The 19,392-nt window shown below is 46.1% G+C and carries 15 protein-coding genes, 1 other RNA gene and 1 other annotated feature; of the genes, 14 read left to right on the top strand and 2 right to left on the bottom strand.

Going from position 1 to position 19,392, the window contains the following annotated elements; genetic code table 11:
* Positions 1-695: 695 nt before the first annotated feature.
* The 4 genes from recJ (at position 696) to dtd (ending at position 6,491) form a co-directional block, all read left to right on the top strand.
* A complete protein-coding gene (recJ, locus tag ACQCVE_RS14280) occupies positions 696-3,050 on the top strand; it encodes a single-stranded-DNA-specific exonuclease RecJ (RefSeq protein WP_426863205.1) in 2,355 nt (784 codons plus the stop codon).
* 16 nt (positions 3,051-3,066) lie between these two features.
* Entirely contained in the window at positions 3,067-3,579 is a 513-nt protein-coding gene (locus ACQCVE_RS14275) for an adenine phosphoribosyltransferase (protein WP_426846429.1), read from the top strand.
* Between the two features lie 249 nt (positions 3,580-3,828).
* Complete coding sequence (locus ACQCVE_RS14270) at positions 3,829-6,027, top strand: RelA/SpoT family protein (RefSeq protein ID WP_426863204.1); 2,199 nt, start codon at positions 3,829-3,831, stop codon at positions 6,025-6,027.
* A gap of 17 nt (positions 6,028-6,044) precedes the next feature.
* Positions 6,045-6,491, top strand: a complete 447-nt coding sequence (gene dtd, locus ACQCVE_RS14265; protein ID WP_426863203.1) for a D-aminoacyl-tRNA deacylase — start codon at positions 6,045-6,047, stop codon at positions 6,489-6,491.
* Positions 6,492-6,556: 65 nt separating this feature from the next.
* On the opposite strand, the gene ACQCVE_RS14260 is transcribed toward dtd, so the two are convergent.
* Positions 6,557-8,263, bottom strand: a complete 1,707-nt coding sequence (locus ACQCVE_RS14260) for an SH3 domain-containing protein (protein ID WP_426863202.1) — start codon at positions 8,261-8,263, stop codon at positions 6,557-6,559.
* Between the two features lie 119 nt (positions 8,264-8,382).
* Between ACQCVE_RS14260 and ACQCVE_RS14255 the strand changes: the two genes are divergently transcribed.
* The 6 genes from ACQCVE_RS14255 (at position 8,383) to ACQCVE_RS14230 (ending at position 14,051) form a co-directional block, all read left to right on the top strand.
* On the top strand, positions 8,383-8,559 hold the full coding sequence (locus ACQCVE_RS14255; protein ID WP_426846437.1) for a hypothetical protein: 177 nt from the start codon (positions 8,383-8,385) through the stop codon (positions 8,557-8,559).
* 58 nt (positions 8,560-8,617) lie between these two features.
* Positions 8,618-8,849 (top strand) — a binding site (T-box leader).
* A gap of 118 nt (positions 8,850-8,967) precedes the next feature.
* Positions 8,968-10,239, top strand: coding sequence for a histidine--tRNA ligase (gene hisS / locus ACQCVE_RS14250; protein ID WP_426846439.1), 1,272 nt, complete (start codon positions 8,968-8,970; stop codon positions 10,237-10,239).
* A gap of 22 nt (positions 10,240-10,261) precedes the next feature.
* Positions 10,262-12,031, top strand: a complete 1,770-nt coding sequence (gene aspS, locus ACQCVE_RS14245; RefSeq protein ID WP_426863201.1) for an aspartate--tRNA ligase — start codon at positions 10,262-10,264, stop codon at positions 12,029-12,031.
* Between the two features lie 73 nt (positions 12,032-12,104).
* Positions 12,105-12,289: non-coding RNA, 6S RNA (gene ssrS / locus ACQCVE_RS14240), on the top strand.
* Between the two features lie 90 nt (positions 12,290-12,379).
* A complete protein-coding gene (locus tag ACQCVE_RS14235; protein WP_426846443.1) occupies positions 12,380-13,141 on the top strand; it encodes a tRNA threonylcarbamoyladenosine dehydratase in 762 nt (253 codons plus the stop codon).
* Between the two features lie 163 nt (positions 13,142-13,304).
* On the top strand, positions 13,305-14,051 hold the full coding sequence (locus tag ACQCVE_RS14230) for an SDR family oxidoreductase (protein WP_426863200.1): 747 nt from the start codon (positions 13,305-13,307) through the stop codon (positions 14,049-14,051).
* A gap of 94 nt (positions 14,052-14,145) precedes the next feature.
* On the opposite strand, the gene ACQCVE_RS14225 is transcribed toward ACQCVE_RS14230, so the two are convergent.
* Entirely contained in the window at positions 14,146-15,414 is a 1,269-nt protein-coding gene (locus ACQCVE_RS14225; RefSeq protein WP_426863209.1) for a replication-associated recombination protein A, read from the bottom strand.
* Positions 15,415-15,754: 340 nt separating this feature from the next.
* Here ACQCVE_RS14225 and cymR point away from each other — a divergent pair, with 340 nt between their 5' ends.
* The 4 genes from cymR to ACQCVE_RS14205 all read left to right on the top strand — a co-directional run bounded on the left by cymR (position 15,755) and on the right by ACQCVE_RS14205 (position 19,355).
* Entirely contained in the window at positions 15,755-16,171 is a 417-nt protein-coding gene (gene cymR / locus ACQCVE_RS14220) for a cysteine metabolism transcriptional regulator CymR (RefSeq protein WP_426846447.1), read from the top strand.
* Positions 16,172-16,274: 103 nt separating this feature from the next.
* A complete protein-coding gene (locus ACQCVE_RS14215) occupies positions 16,275-17,417 on the top strand; it encodes a cysteine desulfurase family protein (protein WP_426863199.1) in 1,143 nt (380 codons plus the stop codon).
* Between the two features lie 18 nt (positions 17,418-17,435).
* Positions 17,436-18,551, top strand: coding sequence for a tRNA 2-thiouridine(34) synthase MnmA (mnmA, locus tag ACQCVE_RS14210; RefSeq protein ID WP_426863198.1), 1,116 nt, complete (start codon positions 17,436-17,438; stop codon positions 18,549-18,551).
* A gap of 147 nt (positions 18,552-18,698) precedes the next feature.
* On the top strand, positions 18,699-19,355 hold the full coding sequence (locus ACQCVE_RS14205; protein ID WP_426863197.1) for a tetratricopeptide repeat protein: 657 nt from the start codon (positions 18,699-18,701) through the stop codon (positions 19,353-19,355).
* Positions 19,356-19,392: the final 37 nt, after the last annotated feature.

The raw sequence follows: 19,392 nt of genomic DNA, 5'->3' as shown, positions 1-19,392 counted from the left end.
GAGATCGAAAGTACATGTATGACGGGCAAGAGAACTAAGTTCTCTCCCTTTATAAATTAATACCCTATCCAATTTATAAACTTGAAAACATTGTAATGAACTTTTACACAGAAAAATGGACTTGACCCGGGTTTTTGTCGGAAATCGGCTGAACTTCATTTAAATCGTCCGAACTTCATATAAATCGACTTGGTGCTGTCGCATTTCGGTTGGAATTCATATAAATCTGCCTGGTTTTTTTATATCGGCCGAAATTCGTATATATCGATCGAACTTCAATTATATCGACCGAACTTCATATAAATCGACCGAAACTCAATTATATCGACCAAAACGTAAATATATCGACCAAAACGTAAATATATCGACCAAAACGTAAATATATCGACCATCCTTGCCAATATATCGACTTTTCGACAAAATCCGTGCAGTTTCTTCCCCGCTGCCGGAGCGAATGTCCGCTGGCCGCAGCGCAGCTATGATTCTGCTGGGTTTTTCATTACGCTGTGAGGCATTGGCCTCCTTGCGCTTATCCGGAGCGTTTACGCTTTTTTGAACTGTAAATACACCGATCGGCCAGCATTCCGGTAATGCGCAAAGCGAGAGAACGATAAGTACGTGCTGCTTTTTGAATCCTATGCCGTTTGAAACGGAATCCGCCCTAAAGTATAATAGAATGATTGAGGGGTGAAGAAATGTTAAAACCTAAAGCCCGCTGGAACGTTACTGGCGCAGATGCCCAAAGGTCAAAAGTGCTTGCGGAAAGTCTGAACATCAGCATTCTGGCTGCTTCCCTGCTTGTGAATCGGGGAATTGATGAACCGGAATCGGCAAAAGCATTCTTATATATGGACCGGCAATCCTTTCATGATCCTTTTTTGATGAACGGAATGGAAATGACCGTTGACCGGATAAATGAAGCAATAATTAAAAAGGAAAAAATTTGTGTGTACGGTGATTATGATGCGGATGGTGTAACTTCCACCGTGGTCATGCTGGAGACATTGAAACAGCTTGGCGCGGATGCGGATTTTTACATACCGAACCGCTTTACGGAGGGCTATGGTCCGAATAACCCTGCGTTTCTAAAGCTTAAGGAATCAGGAGTTTCCCTGATTATAACCGTAGATACAGGGATATCAGCCGTTAATGAAGCTGCCTATGCAAAAGAAATCGATGTAGATTTAATTATTACTGATCACCATGAAGCCGGCCCGGTTCTTCCGGAAGCATTGGCAATTGTCCATCCAAAGCTGCCCGGCAGTATATACCCTTTTAAGGAGCTTGCGGGTGTGGGTGTTGCTTTAAAGGTTTCGCATGCATTGCTCAGCACGGTTCAAGATTCGTTTTTGGAGCTGGCTGCTATTGGGACAATCGCCGATCTGGTATCGCTGCATGGAGAGAACAGGCTGATTGCCTATAAAGGCATTGACCGGCTGAAGAAGACTAAACGTCCCGGCATTAAAGCGTTGTTAAAGGCTGCTTCTTCTAAAGAAGGAGAGCTTACTGAAGAAACAATCGGATTTGCGATTGCCCCAAGAATTAATGCTGTCGGGCGCCTGCAATCTGCTGATCCGGCAGTTGAGCTGCTGCGCACATCCGATCCGGTTAGGGCAGATGAACTGGCTTTATCTATAGACAGCCTGAATCGCGAGAGACAAAAAATAGTCCAGGATATAGCACTGGAAGCCATTGAAATGACAGAGAAATTATATCCTCCTGAAGAGTATCCTGTACTGGTTCTTGCCGGAACCGGCTGGAATCCCGGAGTGGTCGGAATTGTTGCGTCCAAACTTGTAGAGAAATTTTACCGTCCTGCAATTATTCTCTGTTTGGATGAAGAAGGAGTAAAAGCAAAAGGTTCCGCCCGGAGCATCGCGGGGTTTGATTTGTTTAAAAATCTGTCTGAATGCCGTGATCTGCTCCCGCACTTTGGCGGCCATCCGATGGCAGCAGGGATGACACTTGCAGCAGAGGACGTGGATGAGCTACGGGAACGCCTTAATGCTCTTGCAAAAGAACAGCTCACAGAAGAAGATTTTATCCCGCTCACCAAGGTGGATTTATCGTGCCAATTGGAGGATGTAACCCTTGAATCCATAGAGGAAATGAACCTTCTTGCACCTTTTGGTATGAATAATCCCAAGCCTGTGATTATGATTGAGGACCTGAGCGTTTCCGGAATGAGAAAAATTGGTTCCAACCAAAATCATCTTAAGCTGACACTTGAACAGGAGATGACCAAACTTGATTGTGTCGGTTTTGGATTTGGGTATCTGCATGATGAGATATCCCCGGTTTCAAAAGTGGCTGTAGTGGGTCAGCTCTCCGTCAATGAATGGAACAATTTCCGAAAGCCTCAGTTTATGCTGCAGGATGCAGCCGTGCAGGATTGGCAGCTTTTTGACCACCGCGGTGCGCGTCAGATCAAATCGATCTTGGACAGGGTACCATCAGATAAGAAGCTCTTGATTTATTTTAGGGATCCAGCAGCCAGTGAGATAAGCGCTGCAGAAATAACTGGGGAACACATCTATATAAAGAATTCCAAAACCGCTGCCTCGATCAGTCTTGAAGGAAGGTATGCTGTATTTATGGATGTGCCAAGTGATCTTGAAATGCTCACAGCGCTCCTTTCCAGAGGGGTTCCTGAAAGAATTTATGCCTTTTTCCTGCAGACCGAAACCCACTTTTTTTCGACCATTCCAACCAGGGAGCACTTTAAATGGTTTTATGGATTTTTGCTGAAAAGGGATATGTTTGACCTGAAAAAGCATGGGGCAGAGCTCGCGAAGTACAAAGGCTGGACATCCGATACAATCAATTTTATGTCTGAGGTGTTTTTTGAGCTGGATTTTGTTACAATAAAAAATGGTCTGATCTCAATTAATCGAAACGGTTCAAAACGCGATTTAAGTGAATCAATTGCCTATAAACAGAAAACAGAACAAATGGAGCTGGAAAACAGGCTGCTGTACTCCTCTTACCGCGAGCTGCTGGAATGGTTTGATGAGCGGATAAAGAGTGCCCGGACGCCTGTTCAAGTTTGAGGAGGAAAATCGAAAGATGGATTTAAAACAATATGTAACGATCGTTGAAGACTATCCGAAACCTGGAATTCGCTTCAAAGATATCACGACACTGATGGATAAAGGCGAAGTTTATAAATATGCCACAGATCAAATCGTTGAATTCGCCCGGGAAAAACAAATCGACTTGGTTGTCGGGCCAGAGGCCCGCGGATTTATCATTGGATGCCCGGTTGCCTATGCTCTTGAAGTTGGATTCGCCCCGGTTCGAAAAGAAGGCAAGCTGCCGCGTGAGGTTGTAAAGGTCGATTATGGTCTGGAGTATGGCAAGGATGTCCTGACGATTCATAGGGACGCCATCAAGCCTGGTCAAAGAGTGCTCATCACAGATGACCTTTTGGCGACAGGCGGTACAATTGAAGCTACGATTAAGCTTGTTGAGGAGCTGGGCGGAGTTGTTGCCGGCATGGCCTTCCTGATTGAGCTGACTTATCTGGATGGGCGGGACAAGCTGGACGGCTATGAAGTCCTGACGCTCATGCAATATTAATCCTGACTGGAAGAACCGGCCTGAGCTGCCGGTTCTTTTTTTGGTTCGTTTTGTAAAGTAATTTACGGGAAATTCTGCTTTTTTAACTTTGGGTGAAAGCGCGACCACTGCTTGTATTGCAGCCTTCTTTATTTGGATTGTTTAACGGGCTTTGCAGGAAGGGGTCTTAATTATTTCCCTATCCCTTTACAGAACGGTTTTTTTTCACGATAATAGGGACAATACAGTTTTCTTCAAAAAGGTGATTTCATGGCGAATGAACAAGTCCTGACCGCTGAACAGGTGTTAGATCGGGCTAAGCGGTATTTGGCTGACGACAATTTAGATTTTATCCGGAGAGCATACGATTTTGCAGAAGAAGCTCATAGTGAGCAATATCGCAAATCCGGTGAACCTTATATAATCCATCCAATTCAAGTGGCGGGTATTTTAGTGGATCTGGACATGGATCCATCTACAATAGCAGGCGGTTTTCTGCATGACGTTGTAGAAGATACGGATGTAACTCTTGACGATATCCGGCGGGCGTTCAGTGACGAAGTTGCGATGCTGGTCGACGGGGTTACAAAGCTTGGGAAAATAAAATATAAATCCCATGAAGAGCAGCAGGCCGAAAACCATCGGAAAATGTTTGTCGCAATGGCCCAGGATATCCGGGTCATCCTCATAAAACTGGCAGACCGTCTCCATAATATGAGGACCCTCAAACACCTGCCGCAGGAAAAGCAGCGGAGAATTTCAAACGAAACCCTTGAGATTTTTGCCCCTCTTGCCCACAGGCTCGGGATTTCAAAGATCAAATGGGAGCTTGAAGACACCGCCCTTCGGTACTTAAACCCTCAGCAATATTACCGGATCGTTAATTTAATGAAAAAGAAACGGGCTGAGCGCGAAGAGTATTTAGAAGAGGTAATTAATGATGTGAAGAACAGCGTCCAGGAAGTGCAGATTCAAGCCGAGTTTTCAGGCAGACCTAAGCACATTTACAGCATTTATAAGAAAATGGTGCTGCAAAACAAGCAATTTAACGAAATTTATGACTTGCTTGCTGTCCGCATTGTTGTCAGCAGCATAAAGGATTGCTATGCCGTTCTTGGAATTATCCACACGTGCTGGAAGCCGATGCCGGGCAGGTTCAAGGATTATATTGCCATGCCTAAGCCCAATATGTATCAGTCTCTCCATACAACGGTGATTGGTCCTAAAGGAGATCCGCTGGAAGTCCAGATTCGCACGATGGACATGCATCACATTGCAGAATACGGAATTGCTGCCCACTGGGCGTATAAAGAAGGAAAAGAACTGGATGATCACGCATCACTTGAAAAGAAATTAACGTGGTTCAGGGAAATCCTGGAGTTCCAAAACGAGTCCAACAACGCTGAAGAATTTATGGAGTCGTTAAAAATTGACCTGTTTTCTGATATGGTGTTTGTATTTACGCCGAAGGGGGATGTCATCGAGCTGCCTTCAGGATCCGTGCCTATCGATTTTTCCTACCGGATCCATTCTGAAATCGGCAATAAGACGATCGGCGCCAAAGTGAACGGAAAAATGGTGACTCTTGATTATAAGCTGAAAACAGGAGATATTATCGAGATTCTGACTTCTAAGCATTCGTATGGACCGAGCCAGGACTGGCTCAAGCTTGCCCAGACGTCCCAGGCGAAGAATAAGATCCGCCAATTTTTCAAAAAGCAGCGCCGTGAAGAAAATGTTGAAAAAGGCAAGGAATGGGTCGAGAAAGAAATCAAAAATATGGATTTCGATCTTAAGGAAATTCTTGCGGCCGACAATGTTAGACGCGTTTACGAGAAGTTTAACTTTGCCAATGAGGAAGATATGTTTGCGGCGGTCGGCTACAATGGGATCACAGCACTGCAGGTTGCAAACAGACTGACTGAGAAGTGGCGGAAAAAGCGTGATCTAGAAGAACAGGAAAAAGCCGTTGAAGAAGTATCCACTGAAACAAAGCATTACCCGACTCCTAAAAAACGGGACGCGGGTGTGAAAGTAAAAGGCATAGATAACCTTCTCATCAGACTTTCAAAATGCTGCAATCCGGTTCCCGGAGACGAAATTGCCGGGTTTATTACAAAGGGGCGGGGAGTCTCTGTTCACCGCGCTGATTGTACAAACATTCAGGCTGATGATGCAAAGGACAGGCTGATACCGGTAGAATGGGAAAACCAGCCTGATGGGAAAAAAGAGTACAATGTGGAAATAGAAATTATGGGGTATGACCGCAGAGGGCTTCTTAATGAAGTGCTTCAGGCCGTCAATGAAACAAAAACAAATATATCATCTGTATCCGGACGATCGGACCGCAATAAAGTTGCCACGATCCATATGGCTCTATCTATTGCGAATATCAACCACCTTCATAAAGTAGTGGAACGGATTAAGCAGATTTCAGATATTTATTCAGTTAGAAGATTGATGAATTAAAGTGAGGGTTCCTTTTAATGAAGATGGTTCTCCAGCGTGTGAAAAAAGCAGAGGTAACGGTGGACGGGAAATCAGTAGGCAAAATCGGCAAGGGGATACTGGTGCTCGTCGGCATTACTCATGAAGATAACGAAGCGGATGCCAGATATCTTTCTGACAAACTGGCCAATCTTCGTATTTTTGAAGATTTAACAGGGAAAATGAATCACTCCATTCTTGATGTAAAAGGAGAGGTTCTCTCAGTATCCCAGTTTACCCTTTATGGAGACTGCCGTAAGGGAAGAAGGCCGAACTTCATGGCAGCAGCCAAGCCTGACAGAGCGGAACCGCTGTATGAACGGTTCAATGAAGAGCTCCGGAAGCTGGGACTCACAGTGGAGACCGGTTCATTCGGTGCCATGATGGACGTCTCGCTTGTAAATGACGGCCCGGTTACTCTTACAGTGGACAGTCCGGACCAATAGGAACCTGGAAAGCAGTCAACAAAAACCGCACGGAATTAATCCGTGCGGTTTTTTTACGCGCTTAGTTATTTAAAATAATTCTTTAGTCCTTCCGTAATGCCGGTTGCCGCGTTTTGCTGGAAGGAGCTGGAGTTCACATTCATTTCCTCTGAAGCACTGCTTAAAAATCCGAGTTCGATTAAAGCAGCCGGACGGTTATTGTTGCGGAGAACATGGAAATCCCCGAATTTTACGCCCCGATCTTTAAGTCCCGTTTTGCGAATTAATTCATTTTGCAAAGAGGAGGCTAGTTTTTGGCCTGATGAATGATAATAAAAGAACGTCATCCCTTTGACCGTTTTATTCAGATTGCTGTCATAATGAAGGCTAAGAAAAGCGTCGGCTGCTTTAACACGCGCCGTAGTTACCCTTGAGCTTAAACTGATGTATAAGTCCGAGCTTCTCGTTAAAATGACATTTGCACCCTCGGCTTGAAGCCTGCCTTTAAGCGTGTTAGCCGATTTAAGGGTGAGGTGCTTCTCAAGCGTTCCTCCTGCCCCTTTCGCCCCTCCGTCAATACCTCCGTGTCCGGGATCCACCACGATGGTTTTCCCTTTTAGAGCTGCCTGCTGCCCGGGGGTGCTGATCATTTTGCCATACGTTGTATCTTCGGCAAGCCATCCTGCCACATATCCGGTTTTTCCGCCGGAAAGGGAGATTTTATACCAGTCGTTTTGAACGCCAAGTACTTTAAATGTCTGGCCTGCTGTTCCTCTCGCAAGAATTTGGCTGTTAACAGACGGGTTTGAACGGATGTTTGTTCCGTTTGCCGTTAATCGGATGGATCCGCTTGTTTTCCCAGCTGCTTCCTTGCCGGAGGACTCTCCTTGTTTTTTCAGATACAGACTGGAGACCCAGCCTGTCTGGCTGCCGTTATAACGGATTCTGGACCAGCTGCTTTTTTCTTCGAGAATTTGAACCTTCTCGTTTTTCATCACTTTTCCGGAAAGACGTCCGTTCAAGGAAGGAGCACTTCTTACATTCAATGATGAAGCAGTAACGGTTCCGCTCGTTTCAGCTTTGTTTTCAGACACTGAGCTTTTTACATACTCCTTGCTGACCCAGCCCGTTTTTCCGCTGTATGAAATCCGGTGCCACGAACCCTCAGTCTTTAAAATGGTAACCGGAGTTCCTTTTTTGACCGAACCGAGCATAGAGGCAGCCGGATTCGGTGCAGAGCGGACATTCAGGGAGGCGGCCGTTATGTAACCTGTTGGACCTGAAGCAGGCTGTGTTTTTTCAGCAGAGCTGCCGGAAGACGCCTCAATGTATCGGGTGGAGATCCAGCCCTTCACACCATCGTATGAAATATTCGTCCAGTCTCCTTCTGTTTTTAGCACGGCAGCCTGTTTGCCTGCAGGAAATGTTCCAACAACGGAATACCCTGTACCAGGGCCCTTGCGGATCCGCAAATCACTGGACTTTGTCGAGACCATTTTGGTTTTTGAGGAGGACTGGATCTGGACGAGCCAGCTTGCAGCCCACCCTGTCCGGTTTCCGGGCAGAGAAAGCTTAACCCATTCTTTCTTTCTCTCTAATACAGGATACGTTTCGTTCTTTTTTGCAATGGCTTCAATCCCATAGCTCAATCCGGGACCCTTGCGGATATTAAGAGTATCGTTCAATATCTTAGCGGTTTCCTTTGATGCAGCTTCTGCATTATCAGGATTGGCAGGAATCATGGAGAAAAGCAAAACCATGCATAAAATCAGACTTGCAGCTTTTTTAAACATAAGAACCCCCTTTATAAATCCTAATTCTCTTTTTATATCGGCAATTCCTTGATTCATTTGAAATATTTTTTCGTCAAAATGGGCAAGATAAAATGAATCATATGAAAGGGGGAGTCTTTATGAGGTACAGTGAAAAAGGCAGATTGGCCCACCAGCATCCGGGAAATCTGTTCGCAGCGGATCTGCACGTCCTTTCTAAAACCGAACAGGATTCTGCTTCTCCAGAGATGGCTTCGGAATTTGGTCTTGCTCAAAAAGATGTTAAAAGCCTGAAAAAATATTTACATCAATCTTGACATGACATCTGCAGGTGCGTATGATAAGATAAAATTCGAACAAGATCTTTTACATAATTTTTAACCAGCGAGGAAGAAAAGTAACTGGAAGTACACATGGAAAGAGAAGAAATGCCCAGGCTGAAAGCATTTCCCCATGATGATCCAATGAACGAACACTTCTCAGGTTTCTATCTGAAAAGCATCCCGCTTAGTAGGAATAGGACGCAGCCGGCGTTAACGGTTTGAGCGGAAGCGGTTTTTTTGCTTCAACTAGGGTGGAACCACGGGTATAAACTCTCGTCCCTGCGATTTTTGCAGGGATGGGAGTTTTTTTTATTTTCAGCAAAAGAAAGGAATCGGTCTACACCAAAAAAATGCTTTATACGGGTTTTTTAAACCCGGATTATAATGACAGGAGTGATGAAAATGGCTTTTCAAGTTCCAAGAGGAACCCAGGATATACTGCCGGGAGAGTCAGAACGGTGGCAATTCATTGAAAATACAGCAAGAGAAGTCTGCAGCATGTATCAATACAAAGAAATCAGGACCCCCATTTTTGAACACACCGAGCTTTTCCTGAGAAGCGTTGGGGAATCCACTGATATTGTTCAAAAAGAGATGTACAGCTTTGAAGACAGGAAAGGAAGGAGCATGACACTCCGTCCGGAAGGAACCGCTTCTGCGGTAAGATCCTTTGTTGAAAACAAAATGCACGCTGCACCCCAGCAGCCCGTTAAGCTTTATTACATTGGACCGATGTTCCGGTATGAAAGACCTCAGGCCGGAAGATACCGCCAGTTTGTCCAATTCGGAATTGAAGCAATTGGAAGCGTGGACCCGGCTATCGACGCAGAGGTTATTTCTCTGGCAATGAGCGTCTACCAAAAGGCGGGGCTAAAGAATTTATCCCTTGTCATTAACAGTCTTGGCGACCTCGAGAGCAGGACAAAGCACAAAGAAGCGTTAGTGGCCCATTTTAATCCGCGCATCGATGAATTTTGTTCTGACTGTCAGAATCGGCTTTCTCAAAATCCGCTCCGGATCCTTGATTGCAAAAAAGACCGCGGGCATGAACTGATTCAATCCGCCCCTTCGATTCTGGAATTTTTGAATGAGGAATCGGCAGCCTATTTTGAAAAAGTAAAATTCTATTTGGACGAGCTCGGCATCAGCTACACAGTCGATAAAAATCTCGTCCGCGGACTTGACTATTATAACCACACCGCCTTTGAAATTATGAGCAATGCAGAAGGCTTTGGCGCCATTACCACCCTTGCAGGCGGCGGCCGCTACAGCGGTCTTGTCAAAGAAATGGGAGGACCGGAAATGTCCGGAATCGGATTCGCGATGAGCCTCGAACGGTTCCTGGCGGCAATTGATGCAGAGAAAGCCGAGCTTCCCGCAGAGGCTTCGATCGACTGCTTTGTCGCATATATGGGAGAAAAAGCAAAAGACCGCTCCGTATCCATCCTGAATGATCTTAGAAAAGCGGGATTATCTTCGGAGAGGGATTATGAAGATAAAAAACTGAAAGGCCAATTCAAATCCGCAGACCGGCTTAAGGCACGTTTTGTAGCCGTTCTTGGCGATGACGAGCTGGACCGGGAGGCCATTACGCTGAAAGATATGGAATCAGGCGAACAGCAGGAAGTTCCGATATCCGAACTCGCCTCGGTAATTCAGTCAAAGCGATCTTAAATGAAAGTTAGGAGAGATAAACATGTTTGGTAGGTCTTACTACTGCGGAGAAGTGACTCCGGAAGCTATTGGAGAGAAAGTGATATTAAAGGGATGGGTGCAAAAAAGACGCGACCTTGGCGGGCTTATCTTTATCGACCTTCGTGACCGGACAGGAATTGTCCAGGTCGTTGTGAATCCGGAAGATGCGAAGAAAGCGTGGGAAACGGCGAATGATGTGCGCAGTGAGTTTGTCCTTGATATAGAAGGGGTGGTTTCCAAAAGAGAGGAAGGAACAATCAACCCCAACCTGAAAACGGGGAGCATTGAAATTCATGCTTCATCTGTAGCGATCCTGAATGCATCGAAAACTCCTCCGTTTATGATTGATGACAAATCAGAGGAAGTTTCAGAGGACGTACGCCTGAAATACCGCTACCTGGACTTAAGACGGCCGGCTTTATACAACACAATTAAGATGCGGCATGATGTGACCAAGGCAATTCGTACATTCCTGGACCAGGATGGGTTTCTTGACGTTGAAACACCGGTATTAACGAAAAGCACTCCTGAAGGAGCCAGGGATTATCTCGTTCCGAGCCGGGTGCACGAAGGCGAATTCTATGCTTTGCCTCAGTCTCCTCAGCTGTTTAAGCAGCTGCTCATGGTTTCAGGATTTGATAAATATTATCAAATTGCCCGCTGCTTCCGTGATGAAGATTTAAGGGCAGACCGCCAGCCTGAATTCACTCAAATCGACATTGAGACTTCATTTATGAGCCAGGACCAGATCATTGAGATGGCCGAGAACATGATGTTTTATGTAATGAAAACAGTCAAGGGTGTGGATATCCAGCTTCCCCTCCCGCGCATGAGCTATGATGAAGCGATGTCCCGCTATGGTTCGGATAAACCGGATACCCGGTTCGGCATGGAGCTTGCAGACATTTCAGAGCTCGCTGCCTCCAGCAGATTTAAGGTATTCAGCAGTACGGTTGAGTCCGGAGGAGAAGTCAAGGCCATTTGTGTAAAAGGCGGAGCCTCTACCTATTCCAGAAAAGATATTGATGCGCTGACTGAGTTTGTAAAGCCTTACGGCGCCAAAGGGCTTGCCTGGCTGAAGCATGAAGAAGACGGATTGAAAGGTCCCATTGCCAAGTTCTTTTCCGAAGAAGAACAGAATAGCCTGACTGCATCTCTCAAATCAAAGCTTGGAGACCTTCTCCTTTTTGTAGCGGATAAAAAATCAATAACGGCCGATTCACTGGGAGCTCTCCGCCTGAAACTCGGCAAAGAGCTTGGCCTGATTGACGAAAGCACGTTCAACTTCCTATGGGTGGTAGATTGGCCGCTGCTTGAATTCGACGAAAAAGAAAACCGTTATTATGCAGCCCATCATCCATTTACGATGCCGTCCAGTGACCACTTGGATAAATTTGAGAGCGATCCCGCCGGCATGAAAGCTCAAGCCTATGACCTGGTTCTCAATGGATATGAACTGGGGGGAGGGTCCATTCGTATTTTTGAAAAAGAGATTCAGGAAAAAATGTTTGCACTGCTTGGAATGTCCAAGGAGCAAACGGAGGATCAATTCGGTTTCCTTCTCGAGGCTTTTGAGTACGGAGTTCCTCCGCATGGCGGAATTGCGCTCGGTCTTGACAGGCTTGTCATGCTGCTGGCCGGAAGAAGCAACCTTCGTGACACGATTGCGTTTCCTAAAACAGCCAGTGCAAGCTGCCTGATGACCGATGCACCTGGTGAAGCCAGTGATGCCCAGCTGGATGAATTGCATATTGCGAGAAAGTCAAAGTAACGTGAATGAGGATCGGCCGGATTCCCCTTGATTAGAAAAATCCGGTATAGTATAATTTTTAAAAAGACGGGGCCAAGTCCTGATGTGTACGTTGTAAACCTTGAGTTTTGACCGAACATTTTTTTGATTGGGAGCCCGCGTTTTTGGAATGAGTAAACGCCTTTATAAGGACTTGCGAATTTTCCAGAACAGGGCACCCACCTGCTGAGAGCGGGTTCAAAACAAAGGATGAAATTCGACGGCACGATTGGGACTAAGCCCATTTGGCCATAAACGATATCTGCATGGGCAAAGCTTGCTCATGCAGTTTTTAATGAAAAGATTATCCTTTTATTGGAGTGAGTAAATGTGCTGCACCAATTTTCCCGCAACGAACTGGCCATTGGAAAAGACGGCCTTGAATTATTAAAAAACAGTACGGTTGCCGTGCTCGGAATCGGGGGAGTCGGTTCCTTTTCTGCGGAAGCTCTGGCCCGTTCCGGAGTCGGCCGGTTAATACTTGTAGACAAAGATGATGTGGATATTACAAACGTCAACCGTCAAATCCATGCTCTTGTCTCTACGGTCGGCCAGCCGAAAGCCGATTTAATGAGAGACCGGGTTAAAGAAATCAATCCGGAGTGTGAGGTCATCTCACTGAAAATGTTTTATACAGAAGAAACTTATGAGGAATTTTTCAGCTATGGGCTTGACTACGTGATTGATGCGTCGGACACCATTTCTTATAAAATCCACTTGATGAAAGAGTGTCTGAAACGCGGCATTCCGATTATCTCCAGTATGGGAGCTGCCAACAAAACGGATCCGACACGGTTCAAAGTGACGGATATCTCCAAAACCCATACGGATCCCATTGCTAAAGTTATTCGTACGAGGCTGAGAAAAGAGCGGATCCATAAAGGGATAGAGGTCGTATTTTCAGATGAAAGCCCGATCGTGATCCGCGAAGACGTGCGCAAGGTGGTCGGAAAAGAGGATGCACCCATCCGAAAAGCAAAAATGCCGCCTTCCTCCAATGCCTGGGTCCCTTCAGTGGCAGGGCTGATTATGGGAGGACATGTCATCATGAAGCTCCTTAAGGACATTAAAATTCATCGTGTAAATGACTGAGCAGCCTTTAAGGCTGCTTTATTTAGCTGCAAGGAATATGAAAAAAGCTATCCGGCGGAAAATTCCTGCGATGCCCAGCCTGTGGTTCGATGTTCCCGTGGATTTTTAACCTTTAACAAAAAGGGTATAGATAAGAAGTCACGATATTAAAAGGAGAGATAAAATGACTTCAATTCAGGGAAAAACAGCGATCATCACAGGAGCAAGCAGCGGAATCGGAGAGGCGATTGCCAAAAAGCTGGCTTCTGAGGGAGCAAATATCGTTCTGGCCGCAAGACGAGAGGACCGGATCAATGCACTGGCGGATGAATTAAAAAGCTCCTATTCAGCTGAAGTATTAACGATTCCGACAGACGTCACGTCCAAAGAAGCTGTAGAGCAGCTTGCCAATCAGACAAGGGAGACATTCGGAAAAGTAGACATTCTCATTAATAATGCCGGAATTATGCTGCTGTCCTTCCTTAAAAATGATCATGTCGATCAATGGGAGCAAATGGTTGATGTGAATATAAAGGGAGTTCTATTCGGAATCCACTCTGTACTGCCGGGTATGCTTGAAGCAGGTGAGGGCCATGTCATTAACGTATCATCTGTAGCCGGCCATGAAGTGTTCCCATCTTCTTCCGTATACAGTGCAACCAAATATGCAGTCCGTGCGATTTCGATGGGGATGGAGAAGGAATTGGCTAATACGCCTATAAAAGTAACCAACATTTCTCCGGGAGCCGTTCAGACAGAGTTGACTAACCATATTACCGATGAGGATGTTCACAGCCTATTCAAGGATATGATGGAAGATGTGAAGCCTCTGAACGCTGAGGATATAGCAGAAGCGGTATACTATGCCCTTTCGCAGCCAGATCATGTCAATGTGAACGAAGTGACTGTAAGACCGACCAATCAGGCATAATGGCCTATACAAAAAAGACCGGTGGAGCCCGGTCTTTTTTTGTGTGCGATTTTTCATCTTCTGCTGAGAAACTTTATTGGAAGAGTCGGTTAAGCTATGAATCCTGGCCATTCAGCTTCTTATAAACCTGGGCTAGAGCCTGTTCAAATTTACCTGTAGTCTTCGGTGAATAGTAGCTTTTGTTTTTTAGAGAATCGGGCAGGTACTGCTGTCTAATCCAGGCGTTTTCAAAATCGTGCGGATATTGATAGCCTATTCCGCGCCCTAGCTTGCTGGCTCCCTTGTAATGGGCGTCCTTTAAGTGCGCTGGAACATCGCCGGATTTCCCTGATCTGATATCCGCAAGTGCAGCGTCAAGAGCCGTATAAGCCGAGTTGGATTTAGGCGATAGGCACAACTCGATGACAGCATTGGCGAGCGGAATTCTTGCTTCCGGAAATCCGAGCCGTTCGGCAGCTTCAATGGCTGCAAGCGTCCTGGCTCCAGCCTGCGGACTTGCAAGGCCGATATCCTCATACGAAATGACGAGCAGTCTTCGCGCAATGCTGACGAGATCACCGGCTTCAATTAATCGGCCTAAATAATGGAGGGCCGCGTTCACATCAGAACCGCGGATCGATTTTTGAAAAGCGGAGAGAACGTCATAATGGGCGTCGCCATCCTTGTCATGAGCAAACGCTTTTTTCTGGAGGCATTGCTCTGCCGTTTTTAACTCAATCCGGATGATGCCTTTCTCATTTTCAGGTGTAGACAAAACGGCAAGCTCAAGCGCATTCAGCGAAGAGCGGACATCACCTCCGCTCCCTGCGGCTAAATGATCAAGCGCTTCCTTTGAAACCTCGATGGATTTCGTTCCGAACCCCCGCTCTTCATCTTCAATCGCACGTAAAAGCGCGGTCTTAATTTTTTCTTCCGCCAGCGGCTTCAGCTCAAAAATCTGGCATCTGCTGCGGATAGCAGGGTTTATCGCATGATATGGATTGCTCGTTGTCGCTCCAATCAATACAATCCGGCCATTTTCGAGGTGCGGCAAGAGGAAATCCTGTTTTGCTTTATCCAGGCGGTGGACTTCATCCAGGATTAAAATGACCTTGCCGGACATTTTGGCTTCCTCAGCAACAATTTCCATATCTTTTTTATTGTGTATGACCGCGTTCAATGTCCTGAATGCGGTCCCGGTGCTCCCGGCTATAGCAGCAGCGATTGACGTTTTCCCTATGCCGGGCGGGCCGTATAAAATCATCGAGCTTAAGTAGCCGGCATGGACCATTCTCCAAATAATCTGGCCTTCTCCAGCCAAATGTTCCTGTCCGATGATTTCATCCAGTTTTCTCGGTCTCATTCTGTAAGCAAGAGGCTTCAATTCAATCTCTCCCCATCCATGCATGTCTGCTCCCCATTATAGTACGTTTTTAATTTGTTTGCTAAAATACAGATTCTTTGCATTCAGCGCCTGATTTCATTATAATATTCCAATCAGTCATGCGGTTTTCAAGCGGACCCCCTGCTAAATGTGGTATAATAGCATAGGTTTTCATGGATATATAGATTGTGCATAAAGCAGAGATCTGTTTAAGCTGTGCACATGACGAATAGATTAATGTGTGCTGGCGAGGCCGGTAAACATCTTGAGTGTAAAGGTGAGGAATATTTGTTTTTATCAGATGTCCTTTTGATACGATTCCGGGTTAGGGGTGTTTTGATTGAAAATATCGACAAAAGGCCGATATGGCCTGACAATCATGATTGAATTAGCAAAGAAGCATGGAGAAGGTCCGACATCCTTAAAAAGCATTGCCCAGACAAATGATCTATCCGAGCATTACCTTGAGCAGCTGATTGCTCCTCTGCGAAATGCAGGTCTCGTTAAAAGCATCAGAGGTGCTTACGGGGGATATGTGCTCGGAGATGAACCCGTGAACATCACATCCGGTGATATCATCCGTGTCCTTGAAGGGCCAATCAGTCCTGTAGAAGTGCTGGAAGATGAAGAGCCTGCCAAACGGGAGCTTTGGATCCGGATCCGTGATGCGGTAAAAGATGTCCTTGATAATACAACACTTGATGATCTTGCAAGCTATACGGATGGAGAACAGGAACCGTATATGTTTTATATTTAGGCGGCCGCTTCCTGCCGATCAGAACTTTGCGGCCCGGCGGAAAACCGGTTTAGACCGTACAGCCGTTCAGGCAGGCGGTGCTTATATTTAAAGAGGTGAGTTTATGTCTCGAATTTATTTGGATCATGCTGCGACCTCGCCCATGCATCCTGCTGTTATAGATGCCATGACTTCCTTTATGGCTGAAACCTTCGGCAATCCATCCAGCATTCATGCCCATGGCAGGGAAAGCAGGAGGATTCTGGACGCTGCAAGAGAAGATCTTGCAGCCATTTTGGGAGCTCAGGCGAATGAAATTATTTTTACAAGCGGCGGTACAGAGGCCGATAACATGGCAATTTTGGGAACGGCATATGCAAACCGTTCAAAAGGGAATCATATTATTACAACAGCAGTAGAGCACCACGCTGTGCTTCACACATGCCAATTTCTTGAAAAAGAAGGATTTCGTGTAACCTATCTCCCTGTTAACGAAGAGGGGATGATTTCACTTCATGATTTTGAACAGGCACTTACGGATGACACAATTCTTGTAACAGTTATGTATGGGAACAATGAATCCGGAACCATACAGCCGGTGAACGAGATTGGTGAACGGCTGAAAAATCACCAGGCTTTATTTCATACGGATGCCGTTCAGGCATTCGGAGTGCTCAAGCTTGATGTAAAAGAAATGAGTGCGGATTTGCTGTCTGTTTCAGGCCACAAGCTGAATGGGCCAAAAGGAATAGGGTTTCTTTATGTAAGAGCTGGAATCAAGCTGAAACCGCAGGTATTCGGAGGCGAGCAGGAGCTGAAAAGACGTGCCGGAACTGAAAACGCCGCAGGCGCAGCAGGCTTGCACAAAGCAGCGGCATTAGCTGAGCAGACAAGAAACGAGAAGGCTGAAGAGTATTTGGCCATGAAGCGTAAAATGCTGGACGTATTTCGTGATGAAGGGATTCTATTTGAAGTGAACGGTTCCCCGGAAAACAGTCTTCCTCATATACTGAATGTCTATTTTCCGGGCACGAACGTCGAATCCTTTCTGATTAACCTGGATTTAGCAGGTATTTCAGCCTCAAGCGGTTCGGCTTGCACAGCAGGCTCGATTGATCCTTCCCACGTTTTGACAGCTATGTTCGGGAAAGACTCTGGCAGACCGGCTTCATCCATCCGCTTCAGCTTTGGTTTTGGCAATACAGTGGAACAGGTTGAAACCGCAGCCCGAAAAACAGCCGCTATTGTAAAACGACTGACAGCATAGAAAAGAGGTGAAATTCAAATGGAAAAAGCACCAAAGGATACACGTGTGGTCGTTGGGATGTCCGGCGGCGTCGATTCCTCTGTCGCAGCGCTAATGCTGAAGGAGCAGGGATATGATGTCATCGGTATTTTTATGAAAAACTGGGATGACACCGATGAAAACGGCGTCTGCACGGCGACCGAAGACTACAACGATGTCATTAAGGTTTGCAACCAAATCGGCATTCCGTACTATGCCGTCAATTTTGAAAAACAATACTGGGACAAGGTATTTACCTACTTCCTGGATGAATATAAAGCGGGCAGGACTCCGAATCCGGACGTCATGTGCAATAAAGAAATTAAATTTAAAGCCTTTCTTGATCATGCCATGTCCCTGGGGGCAGATTATCTCGCTACAGGCCACTATGCTAGAGTGGAGAAGCGGGACGGCATCTATAAAATGCTGAGAGGCGTCGACGAAAACAAGGATCAAACTTATTTCCTTAATCAGCTTGGCCAGGATCAGCTTTCAAAAGTGATGTTCCCGCTTGGCGGCATTGATAAATCCGAAGTAAGGGAAATGGCGAAGAATGCAGGGCTTGCCACAGCTTCCAAAAAAGACAGTACCGGAATCTGCTTCATCGGAGAGCGCAATTTCAAAGAATTTCTTAGCGGCTACCTCCCTGCACAGCCAGGAGAAATGCAAACCCTGTCCGGCGCAAAAATGGGCCGGCACGACGGGCTGATGTATTATACGATCGGTCAAAGACATGGGCTTGGAATCGGCGGAAGCGGTGAGCCGTGGTTCGTTATCGGCAAGGACTTAAAACGAAATATTCTGTTTGTCGATCAGGGCTTTCACAATGATCTTCTCTATTCCGATTCCATTATCGCAACAGACATCAGCTGGGGGGCAGGCAACGCACCTGAAGGAGATTTCCAGTGCACAGCTAAATTCCGCTACCGTCAAAGCGATCATAAAGTAACAGTAACTATGCTTACTGAAACAACGGCAAAAATTACGTTTGAAGAACCGATCAGAGCCGTTACACCAGGTCAGGCCGCCGTTTTTTACGATGGAGAGGCTTGCCTCGGCGGAGGGACCATCGATGAAGTTTTCAGAGACAGCGAAAAATTAATGTACGTAGGATAAATGCACAGCAGGACTGCTCCGAAAGATGTTCAGCCAATCAGCAACCGCTGATGATCAAGGTCTGGCAAATGGCGGGCGGTCCTCTTTGCCTATTTCCAGAAACAGTTGATACGGTGCGAACGTTGCACACAGAGAGGAGCATGGAACATGGATAACAACCAATTAGGCATCCAAGCCATGAAACAAGGCGAACTTGAGCAGGCTGCCAGGCACTTCACAGAAGCGATCGAAGAGGATCCTGCCAATCCGGTCTTCTATGTGAATTTTGGAAATCTGCTTGCTTCAGTCAGCGAATTTGAAAAAGCAGAAAGCTTTTTTAATAAAGCCATTGAGCTTGACCCTAAGTCAGGAACCGCTCTATACGGCAAAGGAAATGTTTACTACGAAAAAGAAGAATATGAAAAGGCAGCCAAGGCTTTTACATCGGCTATCACTGAAGGCGTAGAGGAAGCGGACGCCTATTTTATGACAGGTATTTCTCTCGTTCAGCTGAATAAGGAAAGACTTGCGCTTCCATACTTTATGAGAGCAGTAGAGCTAAACGGCCAGGACGCCGATGCCCGCTTCCAATATGGATTGTGCCTTGCTTCACAGGGAGAGCTCAGTCAGGCGGCGAACGAATTTAAAACAGCAACAGAGCTCGATCCAAATCATGCCGATGCCTATTATAACCTTGGTGTTGCGTTTTCATTTGAAGAAAAAGCACAGCAAGCCTATGAAATGTTTGCGAAAGCGGTTCGTATCCAGCCTGACCACGTTCTCGCTTTGAATGGCAAAAAGCTGATGGAAGAAGCGTTAAAATAATGGTAATCATGGCTGTTCACCGGCCGCAGGAAATGGC

It is taken from the genome of Metabacillus sp. 113a (assembly GCF_050107635.1).
In the GTDB taxonomy this organism is placed as follows: Bacteria; Bacillota; Bacilli; order Bacillales; family Bacillaceae; genus Metabacillus_B.
The sequence above is the reverse complement of the archived record's forward strand: the minus strand, read 5'-3'. Positions and strand labels throughout refer to the sequence as shown.